The organism is Stenotrophomonas sp. CASM106 (assembly GCF_049384825.1).
GTDB classification, from domain to species: domain Bacteria; phylum Pseudomonadota; class Gammaproteobacteria; order Xanthomonadales; family Xanthomonadaceae; genus Stenotrophomonas; species Stenotrophomonas muris.
This window is the reverse complement of record NZ_JBMRFS010000001.1, coordinates 222766-244002: the sequence shown is the minus strand read 5'-3', so window position 1 is coordinate 244002 and position 21237 is coordinate 222766. Positions and strand designations below refer to the sequence as shown.

Sequence of the window (21237 nt, the reverse complement as noted above, 5' to 3'; positions counted from 1 at the left end):
ATCATCGGCGCTGGCTGATGGAAATGTGGTGCCGGTACTGCGCCACCCACTCCAGCGACGGCGCAATACCGCCGAACGGGAAGAAATGCGGGCTGACCTGGCCATGGGCGCGGGTCAGCCCCTTCACCAGGCAATCGACGAACACCTCCGGCCCTGCCGTGCCGAGCAGCCGGCCGATCGAGATGCCATACCGGGCCAGCATCGATGCACTGGCGCCCACGCCGCACATCGCGGCGTAGCGCAGCAGGCGAGAGACGCTGGCCGGGCCCGGCACGCCGACCAGCACCGGGACGCTGATGCCACGCGCGCGCAGTGCCTCCAGCCAGGCCAGCACGGCATCGGCATCGAAGGCGAACTGGGTGACGATCAAGGGGGCCATGCCGCGCGCTTCGATGCTCTGGCATTTACGCTCAAGCGCCTGCCAGCGTTCGTCACTGCTCATTACCGGATGCCCTTCCGGGTGTCCGCCGATACCAACGACCTTGATCCCGGAGTGCTCCAGAAGACCGGTCTGGATGATCGAAGCACTGTCGGCAAACGGCCCAGCGGGCGTGGCCAGGTCGCCCGCGATCAGCAGGCAACGCGCGACCCCGGCGTCGCCGGCCGCACGCTCCAGGAAGCGCGCAAGCGATGCGGCTGACCGGATGCGGCGGGCAGAGAGATGCGGCATCGGCTCGAATCCGAGCGCGCGCACGGTGCGCACGGCGGCCAGGCGGGCGTCGTCATCCTCGCTGGCCAGCCAGGGAATGGAGATGACCGTACCGCGCGGGATCCGATCCGCCTCGGCGCGCAGCGCAGGCATGGCCTTCGCGCTGACTTCCAGTGAAAAGGCGTTGATGAAGGCTTCCGCCCGCAGTGACAGGCCTGCCGACATCAACGCGCTCCGCCCACATTGCCGGCAAGCGGCGAGCTGTTGCGGGCCAGTTCGATGAAGGCCTGCAGGTAGTCGATACCGGTATCGGCCTCGCGCGCACCCAGGTAGATCTGCTTGGGGATGCCCTTGGCGCCCAGCCGTACGGGCACCACGTCCATGCGCGTGGCGTACTCCTCCACCAGCCAGCGCGGCATGGCAGCCACGCCGCGGCCGCTGGCCACCATCTGCATCATGATGTCGGTGGTTTCGATGGCCTTGTGGCGCCGCGGGGTGATGCCGGCCGGCAGCAGGAACTGGTTGTAGATGTCCAGGCGCTCGAACGGCACCGGGTAGCTGATCAGCACTTCCTGGCCGAGCTGGCGCGGCTTTACGTGGTCCACCTTGGCCAGGGCGTGGTTGCTGGCCACCACCAGCACCTGCTCGTAATCGAACACGGGGATGAACTTCAGGCCCGGCTTCAGCAGTGGATCGGGCGTGACCAGCAGGTCGATCTCGTAACCGAACAATGCGCCGATGCCACCGAACTGGAACTTCTGCTTGACGTCCACATCCACGTCCGGCCACGCCGCCAGGTAGGGAGAGACGATCTTCAGCAGCCACTGGTAGCACGGATGGCATTCCATGCCGATGCGCAGCGCGCCGCGCTCGCCCTGCGCGAACTGGCCCAACCGCTCCTCGGCCAGGTCCAGCTGCGGCAGTACCCGGTTGGCGACCGCCAGCAGGTACTGCCCGGCCTGGGTCAGGCGCAGGCTGCGGCCTTCGCGCAGCCAGACATCGGTGCCCAGCTGCTGCTCCAGCTTTTTCATGCTGTGGCTGAGCGCCGACTGGGTCAGGTTGAGCACGCCGGCGGCCGCGGTGAGCGAGCCCTGCTGTTCGACCTGCTGCACGATGCTGAGGTGGATCCGTTCCAGCATGACGATGAATCTCATTCATGGATTGGTGAAGTAATACCATTTTACGTCATGGAAGGGCATGACTAGGATCGGGTCATGCCTTCGGTTGCCTGCCAGCCTGCTGACCCAGCCGGCCTGCAGGGCTGCGCACCTGCAGATGCCCGAAGGCGCTCCCCTCCCCCGCTGATAGCGAACAGATGACCCGCCCCCTCCGTATCGTCGCCGTTTCCGGCGGACTGCAACGCCCCTCCCGGGCCGCCGCCCTGGCCGAGCATCTGCTGGACCTGATCGGCGAGGACATCCACAGCGAACAGCAGCTGATCGAACTCGGTGAGCTGGCACCGCAGCTGGCCGGTGCGCTGTGGCGCTCGCAGCTGCCCGAGGCCGTGGAGCGGCAGCTGGTTGCGGTTGAACAGGCCGACGTCCTGGTGGTGGCCACGCCGGTCTACCGCGGCTCCTACACCGGCCTGTTCAAGCACTTCTTCGACTTCATCGACCAGGATGCGCTGGTCGACACCCCGATCCTGCTGGCCGCCACCGGCGGCAGCGAGCGCCACGCCCTTGTGATCGACCACCAGCTGCGCCCGCTCTTCAGCTTCTTCCAGGCCCGCACCCTGCCCCTGGGCGTCTACGCCACCGACCGCGATTTCGCCGAGGGCCGCGTGCACAACGACGCACTGATCCAGCGTGCGCGACTGGCCGTGCAGCGGGCGATGCCCCTGCTGGCGCTGTCCCATCGCGCCGCGCCTCCCGCTACCGCAGAGGCCACCGCAACGCTTTGAATGCCAGACGCCGCCGACCTGCATCTGGATGTCCCCCCGCAACCCGGAACGCCGCCATGACGACCGATACCTTCACCTTCAGCATCACGCGCATCCCCTTCAACGAGGATTACCAGCCGGCCGAGGGCACGCGCATCACCACCAACTTCGCCAACCTGGCCCGTGGCGCGTCGCGGCGGGAGAACCTGCGCAACACGATCAGCATGATCAACAACCGCTTCAACGACCTGGCACATTGGGACAACCCGAATGCGGACCGCTATGCGGTCGAGCTGGACATCATCTCCGTGGAGATGCACATCGACGGCGCCGACGGCAGCGATCCGTTCCCGTTGATCGAAGTGCTGCGGCCGACCATCGTCGATACGCAGACCGGCGTGCGCAGCGAGGGCATCGTTGGCAACAACTTCTCGTCCTACGTGCGCGACTACGACTTCAGCGTCGTGCTGCCGGCCAGCAACGAGGGCAAGGACACCTTCGGCATTCCGGAGGGCTTTGGCGACCTGCACGGCAAGCTGTTCCAGCACTTCCTGCGCTCGGACGCCTACCGCGCCAACTTCAGCAAGGGGCCGGTGATCTGCATCAGTGTTTCCAGCAGCAGGACCTACCACCGCACCGAGAACCATCACCCGATCCTGGGCGTGGAATACCGCCAGGGTGAGTTCTCCCCCACCGACCAGTACTTCGACAAGATGGGCCTGCAGGTGCGCTATTTCATGCCACCGGGCAGCGTCGCGCCGCTGGCGTTCTACTTCCAGGGCGATCTGCTGGGCGATTACTCGAACCTGGAACTGATCGGCACCATCAGCACCATGGAAGCCTTCCAGAAGATCTACCGCCCGGAGATCTACAACGCCAATTCCGTGGCCGGCAAGGTCTACCAGCCCAGCCTGAAGCACCAGGACTACTCCTCCACCCGCATCGTCTACGACCGCGAAGAGCGCAGCCAGCTGGCGGTCAAGCAGGGCAGGTTCACCGAAGAGCACTTCATCAAGCCGTACCGCGCCGTGCTTGAGCAGTGGGCCGCCCGCTGACCCATCGATTTTCCAACCGCCCCAGGACACACGACACAATGCCGACGAAGACGCTGCTCCCCACCTCCACCGCAGGCAGCCTGCCCAAACCCTCCTGGCTGGCAGAGCCCGAAAAACTCTGGTCACCCTGGAAGCTGCAGGACGAAGCCCTGCTTGAAGGCAAGCAGGACGCCCTGCGCCTGTCCCTGCAGGAACAGCAGCACGCCGGCATTGATATCGTCAGCGACGGCGAGCAGACCCGGCAGCATTTCGTCACCACCTTCATCGAGCATCTCAGCGGCGTCGACTTCGAGAAGCGCGAAACCGTGCGCATCCGCAACCGCTACGACGCCAGCGTGCCGACCGTGGTTGGCGCGGTGAGCCGCCCGAAGCCGGTGTTCGTGGAGGATGCGAAGTTCCTGCGCCGCCAGACCACGCAGCCGATCAAGTGGGCGCTGCCGGGCCCGATGACGATGATCGACACGCTGTACGACGCGCACTACAGGAGCCGCGAAAAGCTGGCCTGGGAGTTCGCGAAGATCCTCAATGAGGAAGCGAAGGAACTGGAGGCCGCCGGCGTTGACATCATCCAGTTCGATGAGCCGGCCTTCAATGTGTTCTTCGACGAGGTGAACGACTGGGGCGTGGCCGCCCTGGAGCGTGCGATCGAAGGGCTGAAGTGCGAGACGGCGGTGCACATCTGCTACGGCTACGGCATCAAGGCCAACACCGACTGGAAGCAGACGCTGGGTTCGGAATGGCGCCAGTACGAGGAGTCGTTCCCGAAGCTGCAGACCTCCAGCCTCGACATCATCTCGCTGGAATGCCACAACTCCCATGTGCCGATCGACCTGATCGAGCTGGTGCGCGGCAAGAAGGTGATGGTCGGTGCCATCGACGTGGCCTCCACCACGGTGGAAACCCCGGAGGACGTGGCCAACACCCTGCGCAGGGCGCTGCAGTTCGTGGACGCCGACAAGCTCTACCCGAGCACCAACTGTGGCATGGCGCCACTGGCGCGCGACGTGGCCAGGGGCAAGCTGCGCGCACTCAGCGCGGGGGCGAGGATCGTTCGCGAAGAACTCTCGGCATAACCCTGGCTGGGGAGGAATTGTTGTTCGAATGTCGGTTTGACGGAGCCTGGCCGGGTATCGACCAGGCTCCACCCCGCCCCTGCACTTCCGGTCGGGTCTTCATCGCGGGCTGTCGCGGCGCCAGTGCCTGCTTGATCCGTACCACCTCCCCCGCCCCGGCCTCGGCCAGGCGGCGGGCCTGCTGCCGTTGTTCCCGCGAAAGCGCGGGCGACGGCGCAGCGCCTGTTTCCGGCGCTACGTCCACCAGGCGTGCCACTGCCTCGCGCAGCCGCAGCTGTGGGCAGAGCCGCGCAGCACACCAGCGCTCGGCGTAGCGCTTGGCCTGCCGCACATTCGTGGCGGCCACCACCTTGGTCTGGGACATCCTGCGTGCATCCAGGTAGACCCGGAAGCCAAGTTCGGCATGCGGCACGACGTTGGCCACCGAGCGCCCGTTCCACCACAGGTCCCAGCGCTCGCCGCTCCGTACCCAGCCGGAGGGCCGGGTGACCGTCATGAACTCTGGAAGATCGAAGGGAGGACTCATGTCGGGAAGGATACGAGCGCCCGTCGCACCGGCTGAGATCCGCACCGTGCGCTTGTTCGAGACCATGAATCGTTAAGGCGCGCTTGCTTCCGCTACGCCTGCTCCGCACCGCCGGGCTACGGGAACAAGAATTAAAGTGACGCGTCACGCTCGATGATGCTTTCGATCCAGTCGATGTAGCGGGACACACGCACGTTGTAGACCACCTGCCCATAGAAACCCGCTTCCAGCGCATGCTCGGGTACGGCGGTGATCCAGGAACCGAGGCCCACCAGCTGCCAGGCCCCATCTTTCTCGATCACCAGCGGGCCGCCGCTGTCGCCGTTGCCGAGCACGCCTTCAAGCGGAAGGCCCTGCGGAGGCGGATCAAACCGGTACCAGAGATAGCGCGTGTTGCCGCCGGTGATCGCGTTGCAGGCCCGCCGCAGCGTCGTACGATGCGGCCCGCCGGGCACCAGGCCAGTCGCACCATTGCCGGTGGCGCCTCTCCCTATCAGGGCGGCGACCTGCGTGACCTCGTCGGCGCCCCGGTAGAGTGCGGCCGGCGGCACATCGCTCACCGGTGCGGCAAGTCTGATCAACGCAATGTCATCCGATGCTGCCAGGAACGCGTGGATTTTCGACGCGCTCCCGGTTGCCATCGCTTCCTTGCCCAGCGCCTCGGGCATCTTCCGGTAGCCGGGGTGCAGGAAGACACGCTCGACGCCGTAGCCGTTCCCATTGATGGTGATGGTGGCGCCCCTCCCTTCCATCGGCGCGGCATGCGCGGCGGTCAGCACCCAGCGCGGCGCGATCAGGACGCCGTGCCCCTCGCCCGGCATGTCGGCCAGCGCGGGGAAGGCCGATGCATCGATCTGATACCGGGTGTCGTCCACATCATCACGGATGACCACGGCACCGGCAGTGAACGGGAGCGTGGCCAATGCCAGGAAAATCCAGCGCTTCATGGTTGCTTGCATCCCAGTAGTTCAATCACAACAGCCTAGGGCATGGCCCTGCCATACGGGGAGATCGTGCGACCGATCCCCGGCGATGGCCGACGAATGCGGGGAAACGGGAGTTGAAGCCAGGCGGGCCATGCCCTACCTGCGGCCCCGATAGGGTTCGCAGCCCACGCCATCATTGTCGCGATCGAGGTGCGGGCCATAGCCCGGATCACCACGCCGTACCGGCGCCGCCCCGGCGGCGCGGGCCTCCGCGCAGTTGGCAAACACCCGGGAACCGCGCGCGGGCGCGGGGGCGAAACTGCTGCGCGGAGTGTCGACGTATCGAGGTGCCGCTGGAGCGCCTCGATGACAGTGATACTCACCCGTTTTCCGGTTGGTGTGGCACCCCTGCTTGTCGAGCCCGCCCGGATGCGCGAGCGCATTGGCGGACAGTGCCAGTGCGAGCATGCCGGATGCAGTCAATACGCTGGAAACGCGGCGTCGTGTGTCCATGCCTTCCCCCTGTCAGGCACTCCTCTGCCAAGGGCAAGGCTAGCATGGTGTCTCGACCGCCAGGCTTGACGCTGCAGCGGCTGCCACTCAACGCAGGTAGTGCTTCAGGAACAGCCAGGTGATCAGCGTCGGCAAGATCAACAAGAAGAAGCTGCGCGTGCTGCACGACCCGGAGGCAGGCGCCGGCAGTCACTGATCCCTGGGCGGCCACGGGCTCTGCGCCAATGCGGGGAAATCAATGCACCCGCGCTCCTGTTCCGTCGGTTCCGCCGCATACATCGTGGCTGGCGCCGATCCTCCCTCGCCCCTCGCTCCTACAGTGGATTCGCGGCGACGCATGGCCTGCACCCCCGATGGCAACGCCGCCGCCCCCACTTTTCGAGCCCACAGGAGCGAGACATGGCATGCCTTTCCCGGACTATCGCTGGCACAGCGGCAATGCGCCCAGCCCCCTCCACGCAGGTTGAACGGAGGGGTGCACCATGAACCAGGTCTACGTCGCAGTCTGGGATGGAGCCCACTATCTGGTCGTCCGCAAACGGGTGCTCAACAGCTGGTGGGGCAGCAATTCCGTGGTCGTACTTTCTGCCGAGGCGATGGCCGCTGTGCTGGCCATCCGCAACGCGTCCGGCGGTGGCACAGAGCAGGACTGGGATCTGGTGAAGAAGCTGCTTTCCGGCGCCTGGCGCGCCGCAGGGTCAGTCGCCTACCGCGGCGAACGCACGCTGCCCCGCACCATGGACGCACTGGACCGGGCGCTTGAAAGCGCCGAACGCACGCATCCGCAAACCGATGACATCGCCATGGAGACGCTGGCCGCTCTGCAGAGCCTGTTCCGCGAGGACGCAAGAACCCCTCCCACGTTCAGCGCTGCGCGTGCAACCTTGCGGGAGCTCTCCATCGCGTTGCCGCCGCCCACCCGGGGTGCGCCGAACTGGGCCGCTGCGTTGATACTGGCACAACGCCTGGTGGCGGAAGTCGGGGCGTGGTCGGATGGCCTGCCCCCGGCGCTGGTGAACCAGGCGGGGCAATGTGCCCTGCCCGGCGGCGGCCGCCTGAACAACGAACGCAAGGAGCGCGCCGCGCGCCGCGAGTTCGAGGAGGAGCTTGGCATCTGGCTTGGGCAGGGACGCGCCGCATGCGATCTGCGTGCCCGGCTGTTTCCGGATGGGGGAGGCAGCTTCTCCCTGGTTCGCTTCCGCACCACGGCCGAGGAGCTCCTGCGGATGGCGCAGGAGGCCGAGAACAACGTCCAGGCCAGTGCCAGCAGCCCTGCGCGCCCCCAGTCCTGCCTGGTGACCGACTGGGAGGTGGCGAGCATCGGACGGGTGCCGGTGGCCAATCTGCGCAATGTCCTCGGGGCACGTGTGGAGGTTCCGGGCGAAGGAACACTGGAGGTTGACGAGGCCCTGGCCAGCGCCAGGCCCGGTAGCCAGGAGATCGACTGGTACCGGGAGATCGCCGCTCTGCTGTCACCCGCCTGAGTCTCCAGCGCGCACCCGTGTGATCCCCTGCAACCCCAGCGAGGCCCCTCCATGAAAGAGAGCACGCCCGAGCGCGAGGCCCGGCGCCACATCAGCAAGCAGCTCACCGCGCAGATCAACAACGCGCAGGCGTATCCCGACGTCCGCTCGGTCGTGGTCAAGGCCCTGTCGGACATCAAGGACCAGCTGCGCAGCCTGTCCAGCAAGGTACGGCGCGACTACAGCCTGAAGCCTGACGAGCCGCTGATGTTCTTCTACGTCAAGGGCGGCAACGCACTGGACGCACTGCTTGAACGCCCGGCCCAGCCGCCACCGACGCTGTTCGATTTCGGCCGGTCCGACTGGGATACGCAGGTGGTGATCAATCCCTGGATTCCGATCCCGGCCCAGGACGCCCTGCACGGCGGCGTGGAGGACATCGTGATCGAGGTGATGCTCGGCGCCGGCCTCAACATCGCATTGGAGATCAGCGTCTTCCCACCCAACCAGAATCCGCTGGCCGGCCAAGTGGTGGATCTTGCACCGGTGGACATCCATGTGCCGCCCGGCCAGCAGTGCCTGGTGACCTGTGACACGCCGCAGGCGTTCCGGAAGGTCTACCAGCGTGACCGCGCGGGCCTGCATCTGTTCACCAGTGAACCGCTGAAGGGCATCGGCACCTCCACGGCCTCGGCCAGCCCGTCCGTGCTGCCACCGCCGCAGCCGCCACTGCCCGTGCAGCCGCCACCTACCCCTCCGCCGCCACCCGGCATCATCCTCAACGACGGCATCAAGCCGTTCGTGCTGTACCGCATGGGCTACACCTGGCACGCGCGATGGGTGAAGGATCCGAAGGCGCCTGCCGGCGACGACCCGGTGACGCCGCGGCCGATCCTGATGGAACTGATCGATGTGACCACGCCGCGCCGCGATACCGTGGAGGCCGTGACAGTGTGGTCGGACATCATCCGCAACCATCTGGTGATTGCCGAGGATGCCGGCGCGGAAGAGCGCTGGCGGCTGCCCCTGCCCAGCATGGAGTACCACCTGTGGGAAGGCCTGACCATGCTGTGCGAGATCGCCGCCTATCCCGGCTGGCCGGGTGCGGACAAGCTGGAGAAGCGTCGTCGCAATGTGCAGCGCATCCACGACTGGTACCGCGACCAGCAGGGCGACCTGGCGACGTTCGGCAGGGTGATCGATGGCATCTCGGCGGCGCCGGTGTTCGCCGATGACAGGGACTGCATCCAGCAGGTCGATGCCTGCATGCGTGAGGTCAAAATGCGCATGCAGGCGTCATCTTCCGGATTCGATCACGGCGCCTTGTCGGCCACCCACACGCATCGCCTGCGGCAGGGGCGGCAGTGGGTCGCGCAGCGGGTCGCAACGCTGCTGCAGCGCCTGCAGACATCTGCCGCATCCTGTGGCTACAGCGACGATCTGGCGTTGGTCGGGACGCTGGCGCAGAACCCCTACCTGGATGTCACCCAGGTGCCGATCTCCGACGTCGACTGCGCGATGATCATCCGCACCGACCCTGCAACGCTGCGCAGGGCGACGGCGACCAACTGCTTGAATGCGCTTGCCCAGGATCTCGGCGCGCACATGACCATCGAGGATTCCCTGCACTCGACCGTACGTGCGACGGGTATCAGTTACGAGCGAACGCTGGTGATCTTCGATGCGCCGCGTTCGCCGTCGGCGCGCGTAGCCAAGGCGATCCTGACATTCACCACGGCTGGCCCGGTCGGTTGCCCGTTCCGGGACAGCCCCGACGGTTCCGGGCAGGCCATCGCACCGTTGCTGGACATGGACAACCAGCGCAAGGTGGCAGCCTCGATCGTCCAGGGTTTCGTGCAACGGGCGAATCTGTCCAGGCAGCACGAGATGATTCGGGTGCTGTTGCCACAGGGGGAATGATCCTCCATCAGCGCAGCGCGGGCGGCGGGTTCCGATCAGGTCCGATCAGTCGCTGCCCTCCAGGATCCATGCCTCCAGCGCCTGCGTGTCCCGCATGTCCCCCGCGTAGCGGCGATCCGGCACGTAGGGCTCGTTCGAACCGCGCCCGCGACCGCGGTAGACCTTCATGGGTACCGAAATCCGGCTCAGCCCACTGGGCAATGGCTGAGGCCTGATATCCATGTAGACACTGTCGGCGGACGTCTCGACCCCCACCTGCAGAGCGCCCAGCCGCCTCCATAGATCCAGTGCATCCAGGCAGGCTGAGCCGCAGGAGGCGTCCGCCACGATCACCACCCTGCCGCTGCGATCCGGAACGGCTGCAGCGGGCGGACGCATCGGCCCAACCGGCGCGTCCGCCGGTTCGCGCCACAGCGCCTCACCGTTCGCACCGGCACGGGCCATCCCTGCGGTGACCGTTTCCAGCATGTGCAGCAGTTCGGGCGACGCGTCGTGTGCTGCCTTCAGCTTCTGCCGGAAGCCGCGCAGCTGCGCGATGTTGGCCTCCGACGTCCGCCATTCCGCCCAACTCTCGTCACGCAATGCATCCACCGCTGCAGGCCCCCAGATCAAACGGGCCAGCGCGATGCTCCAGTGCGACGCACCTCCGGTATTGCCGCGCACGTCCAGCACCACCCGCGGTGCCTGCTGCAGTGCGTCGGCCACCGGGGTGAGTTGCTGCAAAAGCTCGGTCAGCTGCTGGGCATTGCGCGTGGCTGGATCGGCATTGAAGCTGCTGGTGGTGATCCAGTAGCCGCCACCGGCCAATGTGTGCCAGCCATTGGCTGGGCGGAAGCTGCGACGGGTATCGGCCAGTCGCGCTTCGCGTGTTGCCGTATCAATCGGAAGCCATTGCAGCGTGTAGGCGCTCTGGCGCCCATCCACCCAGAAGACGCAGCTGTGCAACGTCGGCACGAACGGGTTGCCCTGTTCAAGCAGCACCTCGCCGCCAGCGTGGATACGGCTCGCCTGCAGGTTCCAGCGCCCGTTGAAGTCGCCCACGCGCCACTCAGCCAGTGCCTGTGCATCGACGCCATCACAGGACAGCAATCGCGCGCCCATGGGCGGCCGACCGGGGCGTCCATCCACGACCATCACCACCTGCGCGTCACCTTCGAAGCCCGTCAGGAACCCGGGCCATCGGGCCGGCAGCATGGGGGCGCCCGCCAATGGATTGAGACTCACGTGGCCATCGTTGAACGTGGCCGCATAGCCCTTCATCGCCCACCAGTAGCCGGCGAAACTGTCGACCTGGCGCGCGCGCGACCGTGCAAGTGACAGGGCGCCGTCCATCTGGGCGACGAAGCCGGGATTGTGCGGGTCAACCACCCCGGGATGGCTGCCGCGCAGGGCCGCGTCAGCAGCCTCCAGATCCATCAACAGCGTGCTCGGCCAATCTGTGGCACAGCCTTGGGTGCCTGCTGCCAGTACCGCACCGACCAGCAACGATGCGAGCGCCATCGATTCACCTCTCGACTGGATTGCGCTCCAGTCTGGCAACTTTCAGGTCTGTCGTGCCGCGCCCGCCGCAACGGGCGCGGCGCCACGTCAATGCAGGGGCACCTTCAGCACCGAAGGCGCGTTGGCCGGTGAGCTGAAGGTCACCGCACCGCCCAGCTGGCTGATGCCCGCATAGCGCAGGTCCACGGTATCGACCACCAGGGTCAGGCGGCTGCCGGCCGGGAGGTTCCAGCTGCTGGCTTCCAGGCGGAGATCGATTGTCTTCGGCTGGCCGGGCGTGGCCCCGCGCAGGGTGTAGGGCTTGTGGCTGACCAGCTGGCCGTTGCCCAGCACGTCTTCGGCATACAGGTAGGCATACAGCGTGGTATTGGCGCGGCTGGGCGTCACCGTCACCCGCACTTCCGGTGCGCCATCCAGGCGACGTGCGCTCCAGTAGATCGGGCCCTGCCAGACGCCGGCGGCGTTGCGGCCGACGAACGGTACATAGGCGCCGGGCGGCAGGTTGATCATCTGCAGTGCACCGGAGGCCATCACCACGCCGGAATTGGCAGCCGTCAGCAGCCCGCTGCCGATGCGGTAGCTCCAGCCGGTAGCGCCACCGTTCTCTGCCAGGCCGCCGGTGGGCAGCAGCAAACCGGAGGGTGCGGTCAGGCCGTAGCTGACGGCGCCCGCATTGGTGGCCTGCCAGTCCGGATAGCGGCTCCAGCTGCCCTTCTGCGACTTCAGCTGCACCGCTGCCTGGCGATCGATGCCATTGGCCACGCCCTTCAGGTAGTGGTCGAACCAGTTGCCCACGGCGGCATAGACCTCATTGGGAATGCCGAGCGCACCGAAGGCCTCGTTGAGGGCATGGTCGCCGTGGCGCAACTGCAGCTGCTTGGGCCCCTTCAGGCGGTTGAAGAAATCGACCAGCTGGCCCGGCGGGAACAGGCTGTCATTGAAGGCATTGGCGAGGAATACCGCCGGCTGGTTGGCGTTGATCTCTTCAAGGCTGCTGGCCGGGCTGCGCTGTGCGGCCACCGGCAGCAGCGAGTCCACCGCCCCCTGGTAACTGCCGACCAGCACATTGCGGTTGATGGTGGCCAGCTCCGCGCCGGGGCGGCCGGTGGCCAGGCCCGCCGCCACCAGCAGGGCGATGCCCTGGGCGCTGGGTGTGTCATGGCTGTACAGCGACGCCTGCAGGTCGGCCCAGCCACTGAGTGCGGCAACGGCCTTGATGCGGGGGTCGCGCGCCGCCGCCAGCAGGCTGGTGCCGGCGCCATAGGAGATGCCCGAGACCCCGATCCTGGCCGGATCGGCGCGGGTGTTGTCCAGCGCCCAGTCGATCAGCGCGCTGACATCCTCGACCGTGGCGGGCCCGGCGATGTCGATGCTGCCACCCGACTCCCAGAAGCCGCGCGAGCTGTAGCTGATGACCACATAGCCGCGCTGCGCCAGCGACTGTGCCACGCCCACGTACTCCACGCTGGGCACCGCCCAGCTGCTGGGCATGACCAGCAACGGATAGCGCCCGCTGCCGGCATCCTGCGGCTCGATGACGAAGGCCCCGAGAGGCGTGCCATCCCAGCTGGGAATGGTGCGATGGGTGGTCTTGACCGTGGCGGCCCAGGCGGTGGGCGCCAGGCCGGTCAGCAGGATCAACAGCAGCAAAAGCTTGCGCATCGTCGTCTCTCCCCGTCGGTGGTGGTGCAACGGGTCGGACCGTACCAGTGCGAATGGTGGCTGGCACCTTGCGACGCAGCATGGCGCAAAGCGCAACTTGGTATGCTTCGCGGCACTGCGGTCCTCCGCAGGCTCCCATCAATGCAAGGATGCCCCCCCCGATGCGCAGGACGCTCTTCGTCGGCACGCTCTTGAGCGTGGCCAGTCTGTTCGCCCCTTCAGCCGTGGCGGCCCGGGACCCCGACGTCACGGATGACTGCAGCGAAATCGCGCAGTTGATGTCCAACGACGACTTTCCGGCACTGGACGCGATGGCCGCGCGCCTCCGCACGGGCGAGCTCAACGCCGCCGGCGAATCCCGGCTGGGCCGTTTCTATCTCTGCATGTCGCGTGCAATCGGCACGGCGCGGCAGGAGGTGGAGGCCTGGAACCGCTGGTCGGCCTGGGCGGCGCGCTGGGTTCAGCATGCGCCAAAGTCGCCGGCAGCCCACCTGATGACTGCACGGATTCCGCTCAACCTGGCCTGGAGCTACCGCGGAAATGGTTACGCCAACACCGTCAATGCCGAAGACTGGGCTCAGTTCCATGAGTACAACGCGGCTTCGCAGGCCTACCTGCAATCGCATGAGGGCGTTGCCGGCGGCGACCCGTTCTGGCACGAGATGAGCGTGCTGATCGCGCTGCGCGAGGGCGCGGATGACGAAGAACTACTGACGCTCGTCGACCGTGCAGCGAAGGCCTTCCCCGACTACGAGCCGCTGCACTTCATTGCCCTGCAGCACTTCACGCCGGCCTGGGGCGGCAGCGCACAGAAGATGGAAGCCTTCGCACGGCGCTCGATGGCCAGTATCCCGAAGAAAAAGCGGGCCATGCGCTACGCACGGCTGTACTGGTCAGCCACCGCGTATTCGGCCGATCACTTCCGCGCGGCGACACCCGATTGGCCGCTGATGCGCCAGGGGCTGGACGAAATCGCACAGCGCTACCCGACCATCGACAATCTGGAGACCATTACGCGCTACGCCTGTTGGGCGCGTGACGGCGATGCCCTGGATCGGTGGAATCGCCTGTACTTGAGCCGAAGTGGTTTCAGCGAGGCGGTCATTGCGGACTCGAGCGAGCAAAGCAGGGCCGCCTGCCTGGCGCCGGATGCTGGGCAAGAGGCTTCCTTGTAGAGCCAATCGGTGCGGAACCGGGCCGCGGAGGATGCGCGGTCCAGCATGCACTTCACACCTGCAGGGTGCTTAGCACGTACGTATGTCAGCCACGGACCGCGTGATCTGACACATCACCAGTGCTTGCACCCGGTCACAGCTTCGCGTTCTCGTCGTTGACCAAAAGACGACAGCTTGTGACGCTTGCGACACCGCGCGGCCCTCCGGGCCTCCTCATCGCGGCCTCGCTCTACTGCACTCCGCATCACCCGTATCCGCAACGCCTTCACATGACACAGGCCCGGCCTGGTCGTGGCGGGCAGCTGCGTCCTGAACTCTTTGCTGGAGAATCGCAATGCGCCTTGCAAGCTTCGTCTTTGCCTTCGTCCTCAGCGCCTTTGCCGGCGCAGCCCAGGCCCAGGTAGTCACCCTCAACAAGGGCGGCTTCGTGCTCACCTACGACTGCAGCATCCACAGTGCCACCCGCTACGAGTACACGCTCACCGCCGATACCGGTTCGGCCGCACGGCCGTCCAGCTTCTACAAGGACCCGGACCTGCCGGCCGGTTGCCTGGGCCAGACCAGCACCGCGTCCTACGCCAGCATCAAATCCGGCTATGACCGTGGCCATCTGGTCACGTCCAACCACATGGATTACAACGCGACCTACATCCGTCGCGCCAACTACATGACCAACATCGTGCCGCAGGTGTCCAGCTTCAACCAGGGCATCTGGGTGAAGGCCGAGAACGTGGCCGAGTGCTACCGCGACATCGCGCCGGTGGACGTCTACGGTGGCGTGGTCTACGGCGATGCCGCCAACGATTATTTCCTGGCCAGCCATGGCATTCCGACGCCGGAGTTCTTCTGGAAGACGATCATCACCCGCGACCCGAACACCGGAACCGCCAAGGCGATCAGCTGGATCATCCCCAACGAGGCCAACCTGGGCAGCCTGGACAACTACCTGGTGACGATTGCGGATCTGGAGGAACTGCTGGGCGCCAGCTACGTGGCGATCAACGCGCCGGCCTCGCTGAAGAACATGCTGCCGGCCACCACCTGGCCGCAGCCGGCCGGGTGTGACCTGGGCTGATCGGGGGGCAGAGGAACGTCACGATGCCTGTGCGCGCAGCCATCGTGACGCCAGCACTCTGGCCAACAGGAACTGCACTGCGGCGCCGACGGCGGTGGCAACGACAAGCCCGCGACCTGTCGTCGGCGCCCCAGCGGACAGCGCTCGCAGCAGATGAGCCATGCTGGCCAGGATGATCAGCAGCGCCGTGGCAAGCAGGATCAGCGACACCACCATCGTGCGCGCCGTCGATGCGGGTTTCGGCGACGGCGCGCCGGCCCACAGGCCGGCAAACGTGGCCAGCGCGCAGGCCACCAGCAGGATCAGGCTCGCAATCTGCAGCTGCGCGGCGCCGTCGGCAACGGGCATGATGAACTCGCCGGGCGAGAATCCCACCGGCAGCTGCGCCACCAGGATGGGGAGCAGGCAGCTGCCGGCCACCAGCGTCACCGCGCCGGCGATGCTGGCACTGATGAGGTGATGGTGCCCGCCCTCGGCAGGGATGCGCCGCTGCATCAGCAGCGCCGGCACCAAGGCCAGCAGCGTGAGGACCAGTGCATGCGCAAGCATGCCCAGACTGATGGCGGCGACGCCGTAGACGGGAAACTGCGCCTGCGCCAGTGGAATGCGTATCGCGCGATCAAGCACGATCAGCAACCCGAAAAAGGCGACCGAAGCGATCACCGGATGCCGGATCCGCAGCGCGCCGCGACGCCCGAACAGCAGCATCGACACCAGTACCGCCGCTCCGGCAGACAGACTCAGGTGGAAACCGAGCTCAGCCAGCGCGTAGCCGATTTCACCTGAGGCCTCGGGCGGGCCCAGACGGCGCCCGAATTCGACCAGGCGGAGGGCTACGGGCAGATATAGGCAAAGCACGTAAAGCTTGGCGGCCATCGCGAACTGGATGGGGTACGCACTGAAGAATGATCGCAATCGGTTCAAGGCGGATTCCCGTGCAGGCGCTGGGCGGGGTGGCCCGGCAGTCTAGCGTTCCTGTGGCCCGCGTGCCCCGCCCGACCCGCTATGGGAAAATAGCGGGCACGTCGCCCCTTTGGCGGTTCCCGGAGTAGTAGATGTCCCGTTTCCCCTTCGATGCCGTGCTGTTCGACTGCGACGGCGTACTGGTCGATTCCGAGCCGCTGGTGGCCCGTGTGCTCTCGGAAATGCTGACCGCACGCGGCTGGCCGCTGACCCCAGCGCAGGCGGGCGAGGTCTTCCTCGGCCAATCCGTGGCTCATCTGGCCGGGCTGATCGCAGAGCGCACCGGCAAGCCGTTCACCGAGCAATGGCTGGAGGAATTCCGCCAGCAGCGCAACCGTGCGCTGGAGCAGGACCTCGAGGCGATCCAGGGGGCGCCCGAGGCCGTGCGTGCGATTGCCGCGGCCACCGGCGGGCGGATTGCCTGCGCCTCCGGTGCCGACCTGTTCAAGGTGAAGCTGCAGCTGGGCAAGGTCGGCATCCTTGATGCCTTCGGTGCCCATGTGTTCAGTGGCCAGGACATGCCGAACACCAAGCCTCACCCGGATGTCTATCTGGCCGCCGCCGCAGCGCTGGGCGTGGACCCGAAGCGCTGCGCGGTGATCGAAGACACCGTGACCGGCGCCACCGCCGGCGTCGCGGCAGGTGCGACCGTGTTTGGTTTCAGCGAGGGCGGCCCGCACCACAGCACGCCGGAGGCCCTGCGCGCTGCGGGCGCGAAGGTGATCTTCCAGCGCATGGAGCAGCTGCCGGCAGTGCTGGCGGCCTACGCCGCCGACGCAGCCGCCTGAGGCGGCCTCAGCCCGCAGCGCCCAGCGCGGCGCCGCGGCGTTTCCCGGCGTAATGCAGCACGAACAGGTACAGGCCGGTGAACAGCTGCAGGAACAGTGGCGGCAGCGGCGAATAGGTGATCCACGCTGCAGGCTCGCCCTGCCCCAACCCGCGGACGACGAAGTTGGCGATCACCGCCAGGGTGAAGACGATCGAGGTCCAGCGATGTACGGGCCGCGCCCAGCCACCGCGGCTCATTGACGGTGCCTCGCTTCGGAGCGCGCTTCGATCATCTTCCAGCCATTGCCGGACGGGTCGCGGAACCCCGCATCGATGGCGCCGTAGCGTTCGACCGGCTCCTGGGTGAACTCCACGCCCTGCGCCAGCCATTGCGTGTAGCGCGCCTGGCAGTCATCCACGGCCAGCACCAGCGGCGGCATTGCGCCCTTGGCCACCAGCTGCTGCAGCGCCTGCGCGGTGGCCGCATCGTGGGTGGGCGGACCGGGCACGAACAGGCCCAGCTGGAATCCGTCCTGGCCGGGGCTGCGCACCGTCAGCCAGCGGTAGCTGCCATTGCGCACGTCGGTATGCACTTCGAAGCCGAGCGTGCCGACGTAGAACGCGAGCGCCTCATCCTGGTCGCGCACATACAGGCCGACCGTGTTCACAGTGTTTGTCATGGGACCTCCCTCAGGTGGGATCCACGTTAGCAACCGCCTCGCGGCGGCGCTTCTCCAAAACTGCGATGTTCAGGTCCGGTCGCTGCGCGGCACGTGCGTGGCATTCCGGCACGCTGGCCGGCGTCGCCTCGCCGGCGCGCTCGCGCTGGCGCACATTGCCCGGGCTGTCGCCGGTGATGTCACGAAAGATGCGCCCGAAGGTGCCCAGGCTGCTCCAGCCGGTCTGCGCGGCGATCTCGGTGACCGGCAGCTCGGTGTCACGCAGCATCGCCACGGCCCGTTCGATGCGGCGGCTGAGCAGGTAGCGGTGCGGCGGCAGGCCGAATGCCTGCTTGAACGAACGCGCGAAATGCGCAGGCGATACCGCACTGACCTCGGCCAGGCGGGCCACCGGCCAGTCCTCGTGACTGGCGTGGTCCATCCGGTCCTTGGCACGCAGCAGGCGCCGCAACAGTTCCGGGCTCTGGTTCATGGCGTCACCGCGTGTGCCAGATGATGTCGCGACGCACGCCTGGCCTGCGCGGCCTGCTCGCCCAGCCAGTCACCGAATGCGATGACCTTGGCGCTGCGGCTGCGCGCCGTCGGTGCCACGAACCAGAAACCACGCCCGTCGCTGGCCACACCGGGATGTGCCTGCACCAGGCGCCCACTGTCCAGTTCGGCCTGGAACAGGATCGGCGAGCCGATGGCGATGCCCTGCCCGGCAATGGCAGCACCGACATCCAGATGCTCCATCGCAAAGGGGGTGACGAAGCTCTCCGGGTCCGGTGGCCGAACAGCACCATGTGCGGAAAACCACAGCGCCCACCAGTCAGGCCTGCCGAGCAGTGGAACCTCCAACGCCCGCCGACCGAGCCCGTCTGCCGCCGGCAGCAGCGCTGGCGCGCACAGCGGAGTGAAAATGCTGGGGAACAGGGGCGTGGCCTGCAGCCCGGGCCACGCACCATGCCCGTTGCGGATGGCGGCATCGAAACGCCCGGCGGCCAGGTCCTGCGGCTCTGCCGACAGGTCCAGTTCCAGCACGATGCTTCGATGGCGCGCGCGGAAACTGCCCAGGCGCGGCGTCAACCAGCTGGTGCCCAGCGTCGGCAGAACGGACAGGCGCAGTCGTGCCGCATCCATGTCAGCGGCGCGCATGAAACTGGCGCGCAGCGCGTCGAAGGCCCGGGTGGCCTCCACTGCGACGCTCGCACCGGCGGCGGTCAATTCCACATGCTGGGCGTGGCGCAGGAACAGGCAGGTCCCGGTCTGGGCCTCCAGCCGGCGCACGTGGTAACTCACCGATGCCGCACTGGTATCGAGCTCCTCGGCGGCGCGGGCGAAACTGCCCAGCCGTGCCGCCGCCTCGAAGGCGCGGATGGCGACAAGCGATGGCAGCTGACGTTGGGTCACCATAAGTGTGGCTTAGCCTGAGCCCCGATTTCCGCGTGGTCAATCCCCCTCGCACGCGCAACGATGGAGGCACCTCCGGCAAGGGATCACGCACATGGATCGACGGCAGTTCCTGGCCACCCTGGCCGCCACGGCAGCGTCCACCGCCCTGCCCTCCGGGTGGGCCCTGGCCAGCCCCAGCGCAGACTGGAAATGGTTGCAGGGCAACTGGCAGGTCCGGCACCAACGCCTGAAGGAGCGCCTGGTGGGCGATACCCGCTGGGACGCCTTCACCGGCGCCAGTGCGGTCTGGCTCACCCTGGGCGGGCTCGGCACCATCGATGACAACGTCATGGCACTGCCTTCGGGCCCCTACAGGGGCCTGGGCGTGCGTGCCTTCGATCCGGTGTCTTCCACCTGGTCGATCTGGTGGATCGATGGGCGCACCCCTGCCCATATCGAAGCGCCCGTGCGCGGCGCCTTCGCAGGCGATGGCGGCAGCTTCCGTGGTCGCGATGACTTCGAGGGACGCCCCATCGAGGTCTGGTTCCGCTGGCATGACATCCACGGCGATGAGCCGTGGTGGGAGCAGGCGTTCTCCGACGATGCCGGTGCCCATTGGGAAGTGAACTGGCGCAACTGGTTCCGCCGCACTGCTGCGATCCCCACTCCGCTTCCGAAGCTGCCGGATGCACCGGGCGATTTTGATTTCCTGGTGGGCCATTGGAACGTGCGCCATCGCCGCCTGCGGGCTCGGCTGGCAGGCAGCGATGCGTGGGACGCGTTCAACGGCACCCTGCACAACTGGCCGGTACTGGGCGGATTCGGCAACGTGGGCGACAACCTGATGGACGTGCCTGGAGCACCGCTGCGCGGCATGGGCATCCGCGCCTGGAATGCGGCCGAGCGGCACTGGCTGAGCTGGTGGCTGGATGGCCGCGCGCCGACCCGGATCGGCGCGCCACTGCGTGGGGGATTCGAGGCCGGTGTCGGCCGCTTCTTCGGCGAGGACCAGCACGAGGGACGGGCGATCCAGACGCGGGTGATCTGGTCACGCATCACCCCGCGTTCGGCGCGCTGGGAACAGGCGGCCTCCGCCGATGGTGGACGCAGTTGGGAAACCAACTGGGTCAGCGACTTCGAGCGACAGGCATGAAGGCGCTTCTGGCCGTGATGCTGCTGGCATCGGCATTGCCCGTGCCCTCCCCGCCCGTGGTGCTGCGGATCATCGGCCCCGCCGAGCGGTTCGCCCCCGGCATTGCCTCCACACAGCATGACGAGATCCGGCTGACCCTGAGTCCGGACGGCAATACCGCCCTGTGGTTCAGCCGCAACCGGCCGGGGGGGGCTGGGGGCTACGACATCTGGATCTCGCACCGCGAAGGTGACCGCTGGCGGCCGGCCACGCCAGTGCCGTTCAACACGCCGGGGCGCGACTTCGATCCCGCATTTTCCGCAGATGGGCGCGTGGTGTATTTCTGCTCGGACCGCGCAGGCGGCCGGGGCGGTGACGATCTGTATCGGGTCAGCATGGGGAGCGACGGTCGATTCGGGGAGCCAGTCAATCTTGGCCCCGCAGTGAACAGCGCGGCCGATGAGTTCGCGCCGATGCTCTCGCCCGACGGTCGTACGCTGTTGTTCTCCAGCGATCGTGCGGGCGGTGCTGGCGGCCATGACCTCTACAGCGCGGCGATGATCGGCGGCGTCGCGCAGCCGGCACGGCCGCTGGCGGGAGACCTCAATACCGCAGCGAAGGAGTTCGATGCCACCTTCCTGGGCGACGGCCGAACGGTGGTATTTGCCCGCGCCCAGGACTTCGGCAGTGCACCGGTGCGCCAGTTCATTGCCTACGAACGTGGAGGCCGCTATGACGCAGGCCATGCTTTGCCATCGCCCGTGAACGCGCCCAGCGGCGACAGCTACGGCGCGATGCTGGATGGCTCGCGCCGCGACACGCTGACCTACTCGGCGCGACGCGCCGGTGGTGAGGGACTGGACCTGTACCGCGTCCGCTACCGGATGATGCCGCCCTGAAGGCA

The 21237-nt window shown here is 67.1% G+C and carries 22 protein-coding genes; 10 read left to right on the top strand and 12 right to left on the bottom strand.

Annotation, left to right across the window (positions count from 1 at the left end; genetic code table 11):
* Position 1 precedes the first annotated feature (1 nt).
* Positions 2-874, bottom strand: a complete 873-nt coding sequence (locus tag VG556_RS01140) for a methylenetetrahydrofolate reductase (RefSeq protein ID WP_100450094.1) — start codon at positions 872-874, stop codon at positions 2-4.
* Positions 874-1788 (bottom strand): LysR family transcriptional regulator, encoded by a 915-nt coding sequence (locus tag VG556_RS01135; protein WP_032958925.1) that lies wholly within the window; start codon positions 1786-1788, stop codon positions 874-876. Before VG556_RS01135 ends, VG556_RS01140 begins: the two co-directional genes overlap by 1 nt.
* A 176-nt stretch (positions 1789-1964) precedes the next feature.
* On the opposite strand from VG556_RS01135, the gene msuE reads away from it, so the two are divergent.
* From msuE to VG556_RS01120, 3 genes are read left to right on the top strand one after another with little or no spacing between them, the layout of a single operon-like run.
* Positions 1965-2549: an FMN reductase gene (msuE, locus tag VG556_RS01130; RefSeq protein WP_041863466.1), complete on the top strand. Its 585-nt coding sequence runs from the start codon at positions 1965-1967 to the stop codon at positions 2547-2549.
* Between the two features lie 56 nt (positions 2550-2605).
* Complete coding sequence (locus VG556_RS01125; protein ID WP_049406286.1) at positions 2606-3583, top strand: DUF1852 domain-containing protein; 978 nt, start codon at positions 2606-2608, stop codon at positions 3581-3583.
* A gap of 38 nt (positions 3584-3621) precedes the next feature.
* Entirely contained in the window at positions 3622-4656 is a 1035-nt protein-coding gene (locus VG556_RS01120) for a methionine synthase (RefSeq protein ID WP_100450095.1), read from the top strand.
* On the opposite strand, the gene VG556_RS01115 is transcribed toward VG556_RS01120, so the two are convergent.
* From VG556_RS01115 to VG556_RS01105, 3 genes are all read right to left on the bottom strand, one after another.
* The gene (locus VG556_RS01115) at positions 4613-5248 is read right to left on the bottom strand and encodes a hypothetical protein (protein ID WP_100450096.1); all 636 of its coding nucleotides are present in this window, start codon (positions 5246-5248) and stop codon (positions 4613-4615) included. The two genes, VG556_RS01120 and VG556_RS01115, sit on opposite strands and share 44 nt — an antisense overlap.
* A gap of 65 nt (positions 5249-5313) precedes the next feature.
* The gene (locus VG556_RS01110; protein ID WP_100450508.1) at positions 5314-6129 is read right to left on the bottom strand and encodes a S1 family peptidase; all 816 of its coding nucleotides are present in this window, start codon (positions 6127-6129) and stop codon (positions 5314-5316) included.
* Positions 6130-6264: 135 nt separating this feature from the next.
* Complete coding sequence (locus tag VG556_RS01105) at positions 6265-6621, bottom strand: excalibur calcium-binding domain-containing protein (RefSeq protein WP_100450097.1); 357 nt, start codon at positions 6619-6621, stop codon at positions 6265-6267.
* A gap of 482 nt (positions 6622-7103) precedes the next feature.
* On the opposite strand from VG556_RS01105, the gene VG556_RS01100 reads away from it, so the two are divergent.
* Together VG556_RS01100 and VG556_RS01095 are read left to right on the top strand one after the other, a co-directional pair.
* Entirely contained in the window at positions 7104-8105 is a 1002-nt protein-coding gene (locus tag VG556_RS01100) for an NUDIX hydrolase (protein WP_100450098.1), read from the top strand.
* A gap of 51 nt (positions 8106-8156) precedes the next feature.
* Complete coding sequence (locus VG556_RS01095; protein WP_100450099.1) at positions 8157-10004, top strand: hypothetical protein; 1848 nt, start codon at positions 8157-8159, stop codon at positions 10002-10004.
* A 45-nt stretch (positions 10005-10049) separates the two neighbouring features.
* On the opposite strand, the gene VG556_RS01090 is transcribed toward VG556_RS01095, so the two are convergent.
* Both VG556_RS01090 and VG556_RS01085 read right to left on the bottom strand, forming a co-directional pair.
* Positions 10050-11504, bottom strand: coding sequence for a S41 family peptidase (locus VG556_RS01090; RefSeq protein ID WP_100450100.1), 1455 nt, complete (start codon positions 11502-11504; stop codon positions 10050-10052).
* Positions 11505-11591: 87 nt separating this feature from the next.
* Positions 11592-13166: an alpha/beta fold hydrolase gene (locus tag VG556_RS01085; protein ID WP_100450101.1), complete on the bottom strand. Its 1575-nt coding sequence runs from the start codon at positions 13164-13166 to the stop codon at positions 11592-11594.
* 161 nt (positions 13167-13327) lie between these two features.
* Between VG556_RS01085 and VG556_RS01080 the strand changes: the two genes are divergently transcribed.
* Positions 13328-14341 (top strand): DUF4034 domain-containing protein, encoded by a 1014-nt coding sequence (locus VG556_RS01080; protein ID WP_046430782.1) that lies wholly within the window; start codon positions 13328-13330, stop codon positions 14339-14341.
* A gap of 334 nt (positions 14342-14675) precedes the next feature.
* On the top strand, positions 14676-15416 hold the full coding sequence (locus tag VG556_RS01075; protein WP_100450103.1) for a DNA/RNA non-specific endonuclease: 741 nt from the start codon (positions 14676-14678) through the stop codon (positions 15414-15416).
* A gap of 18 nt (positions 15417-15434) precedes the next feature.
* Here the strand turns inward: VG556_RS01075 and VG556_RS01070 are convergent, their stop codons facing one another.
* On the bottom strand, positions 15435-16340 hold the full coding sequence (locus VG556_RS01070) for a hypothetical protein (protein ID WP_242884145.1): 906 nt from the start codon (positions 16338-16340) through the stop codon (positions 15435-15437).
* Between the two features lie 131 nt (positions 16341-16471).
* Here VG556_RS01070 and VG556_RS01065 point away from each other — a divergent pair, with 131 nt between their 5' ends.
* Entirely contained in the window at positions 16472-17167 is a 696-nt protein-coding gene (locus tag VG556_RS01065; protein WP_014647239.1) for an HAD family hydrolase, read from the top strand.
* Between the two features lie 7 nt (positions 17168-17174).
* On the opposite strand, the gene VG556_RS01060 is transcribed toward VG556_RS01065, so the two are convergent.
* Genes VG556_RS01060 through VG556_RS01045 form a run of 4 tightly spaced genes read right to left on the bottom strand, consistent with a single transcriptional unit; the run spans position 17175 to position 19222 of the window.
* Positions 17175-17405: a hypothetical protein gene (locus tag VG556_RS01060; RefSeq protein WP_032957563.1), complete on the bottom strand. Its 231-nt coding sequence runs from the start codon at positions 17403-17405 to the stop codon at positions 17175-17177.
* Entirely contained in the window at positions 17402-17827 is a 426-nt protein-coding gene (locus VG556_RS01055) for a VOC family protein (RefSeq protein ID WP_049403934.1), read from the bottom strand. The genes VG556_RS01060 and VG556_RS01055 overlap by 4 nt, the downstream gene beginning before the upstream one ends.
* A 10-nt stretch (positions 17828-17837) precedes the next feature.
* Positions 17838-18299 (bottom strand): helix-turn-helix domain-containing protein, encoded by a 462-nt coding sequence (locus VG556_RS01050; protein ID WP_014647242.1) that lies wholly within the window; start codon positions 18297-18299, stop codon positions 17838-17840.
* Positions 18296-19222 carry a LysR substrate-binding domain-containing protein gene (locus VG556_RS01045; protein ID WP_032957569.1) on the bottom strand — a complete coding sequence of 309 codons (927 nt, stop codon included), beginning with the start codon at positions 19220-19222 and terminating at the stop codon, positions 18296-18298. Before VG556_RS01045 ends, VG556_RS01050 begins: the two co-directional genes overlap by 4 nt.
* A 91-nt stretch (positions 19223-19313) precedes the next feature.
* Between VG556_RS01045 and VG556_RS01040 the strand changes: the two genes are divergently transcribed.
* Positions 19314-20354, top strand: a complete 1041-nt coding sequence (locus VG556_RS01040) for a hypothetical protein (RefSeq protein WP_049403930.1) — start codon at positions 19314-19316, stop codon at positions 20352-20354.
* A complete protein-coding gene (locus VG556_RS01035; RefSeq protein ID WP_111144286.1) occupies positions 20351-21232 on the top strand; it encodes a TolB family protein in 882 nt (293 codons plus the stop codon). The genes VG556_RS01040 and VG556_RS01035 overlap by 4 nt, the downstream gene beginning before the upstream one ends.
* The last annotated feature ends 5 nt before the right edge of the window (positions 21233-21237 follow it).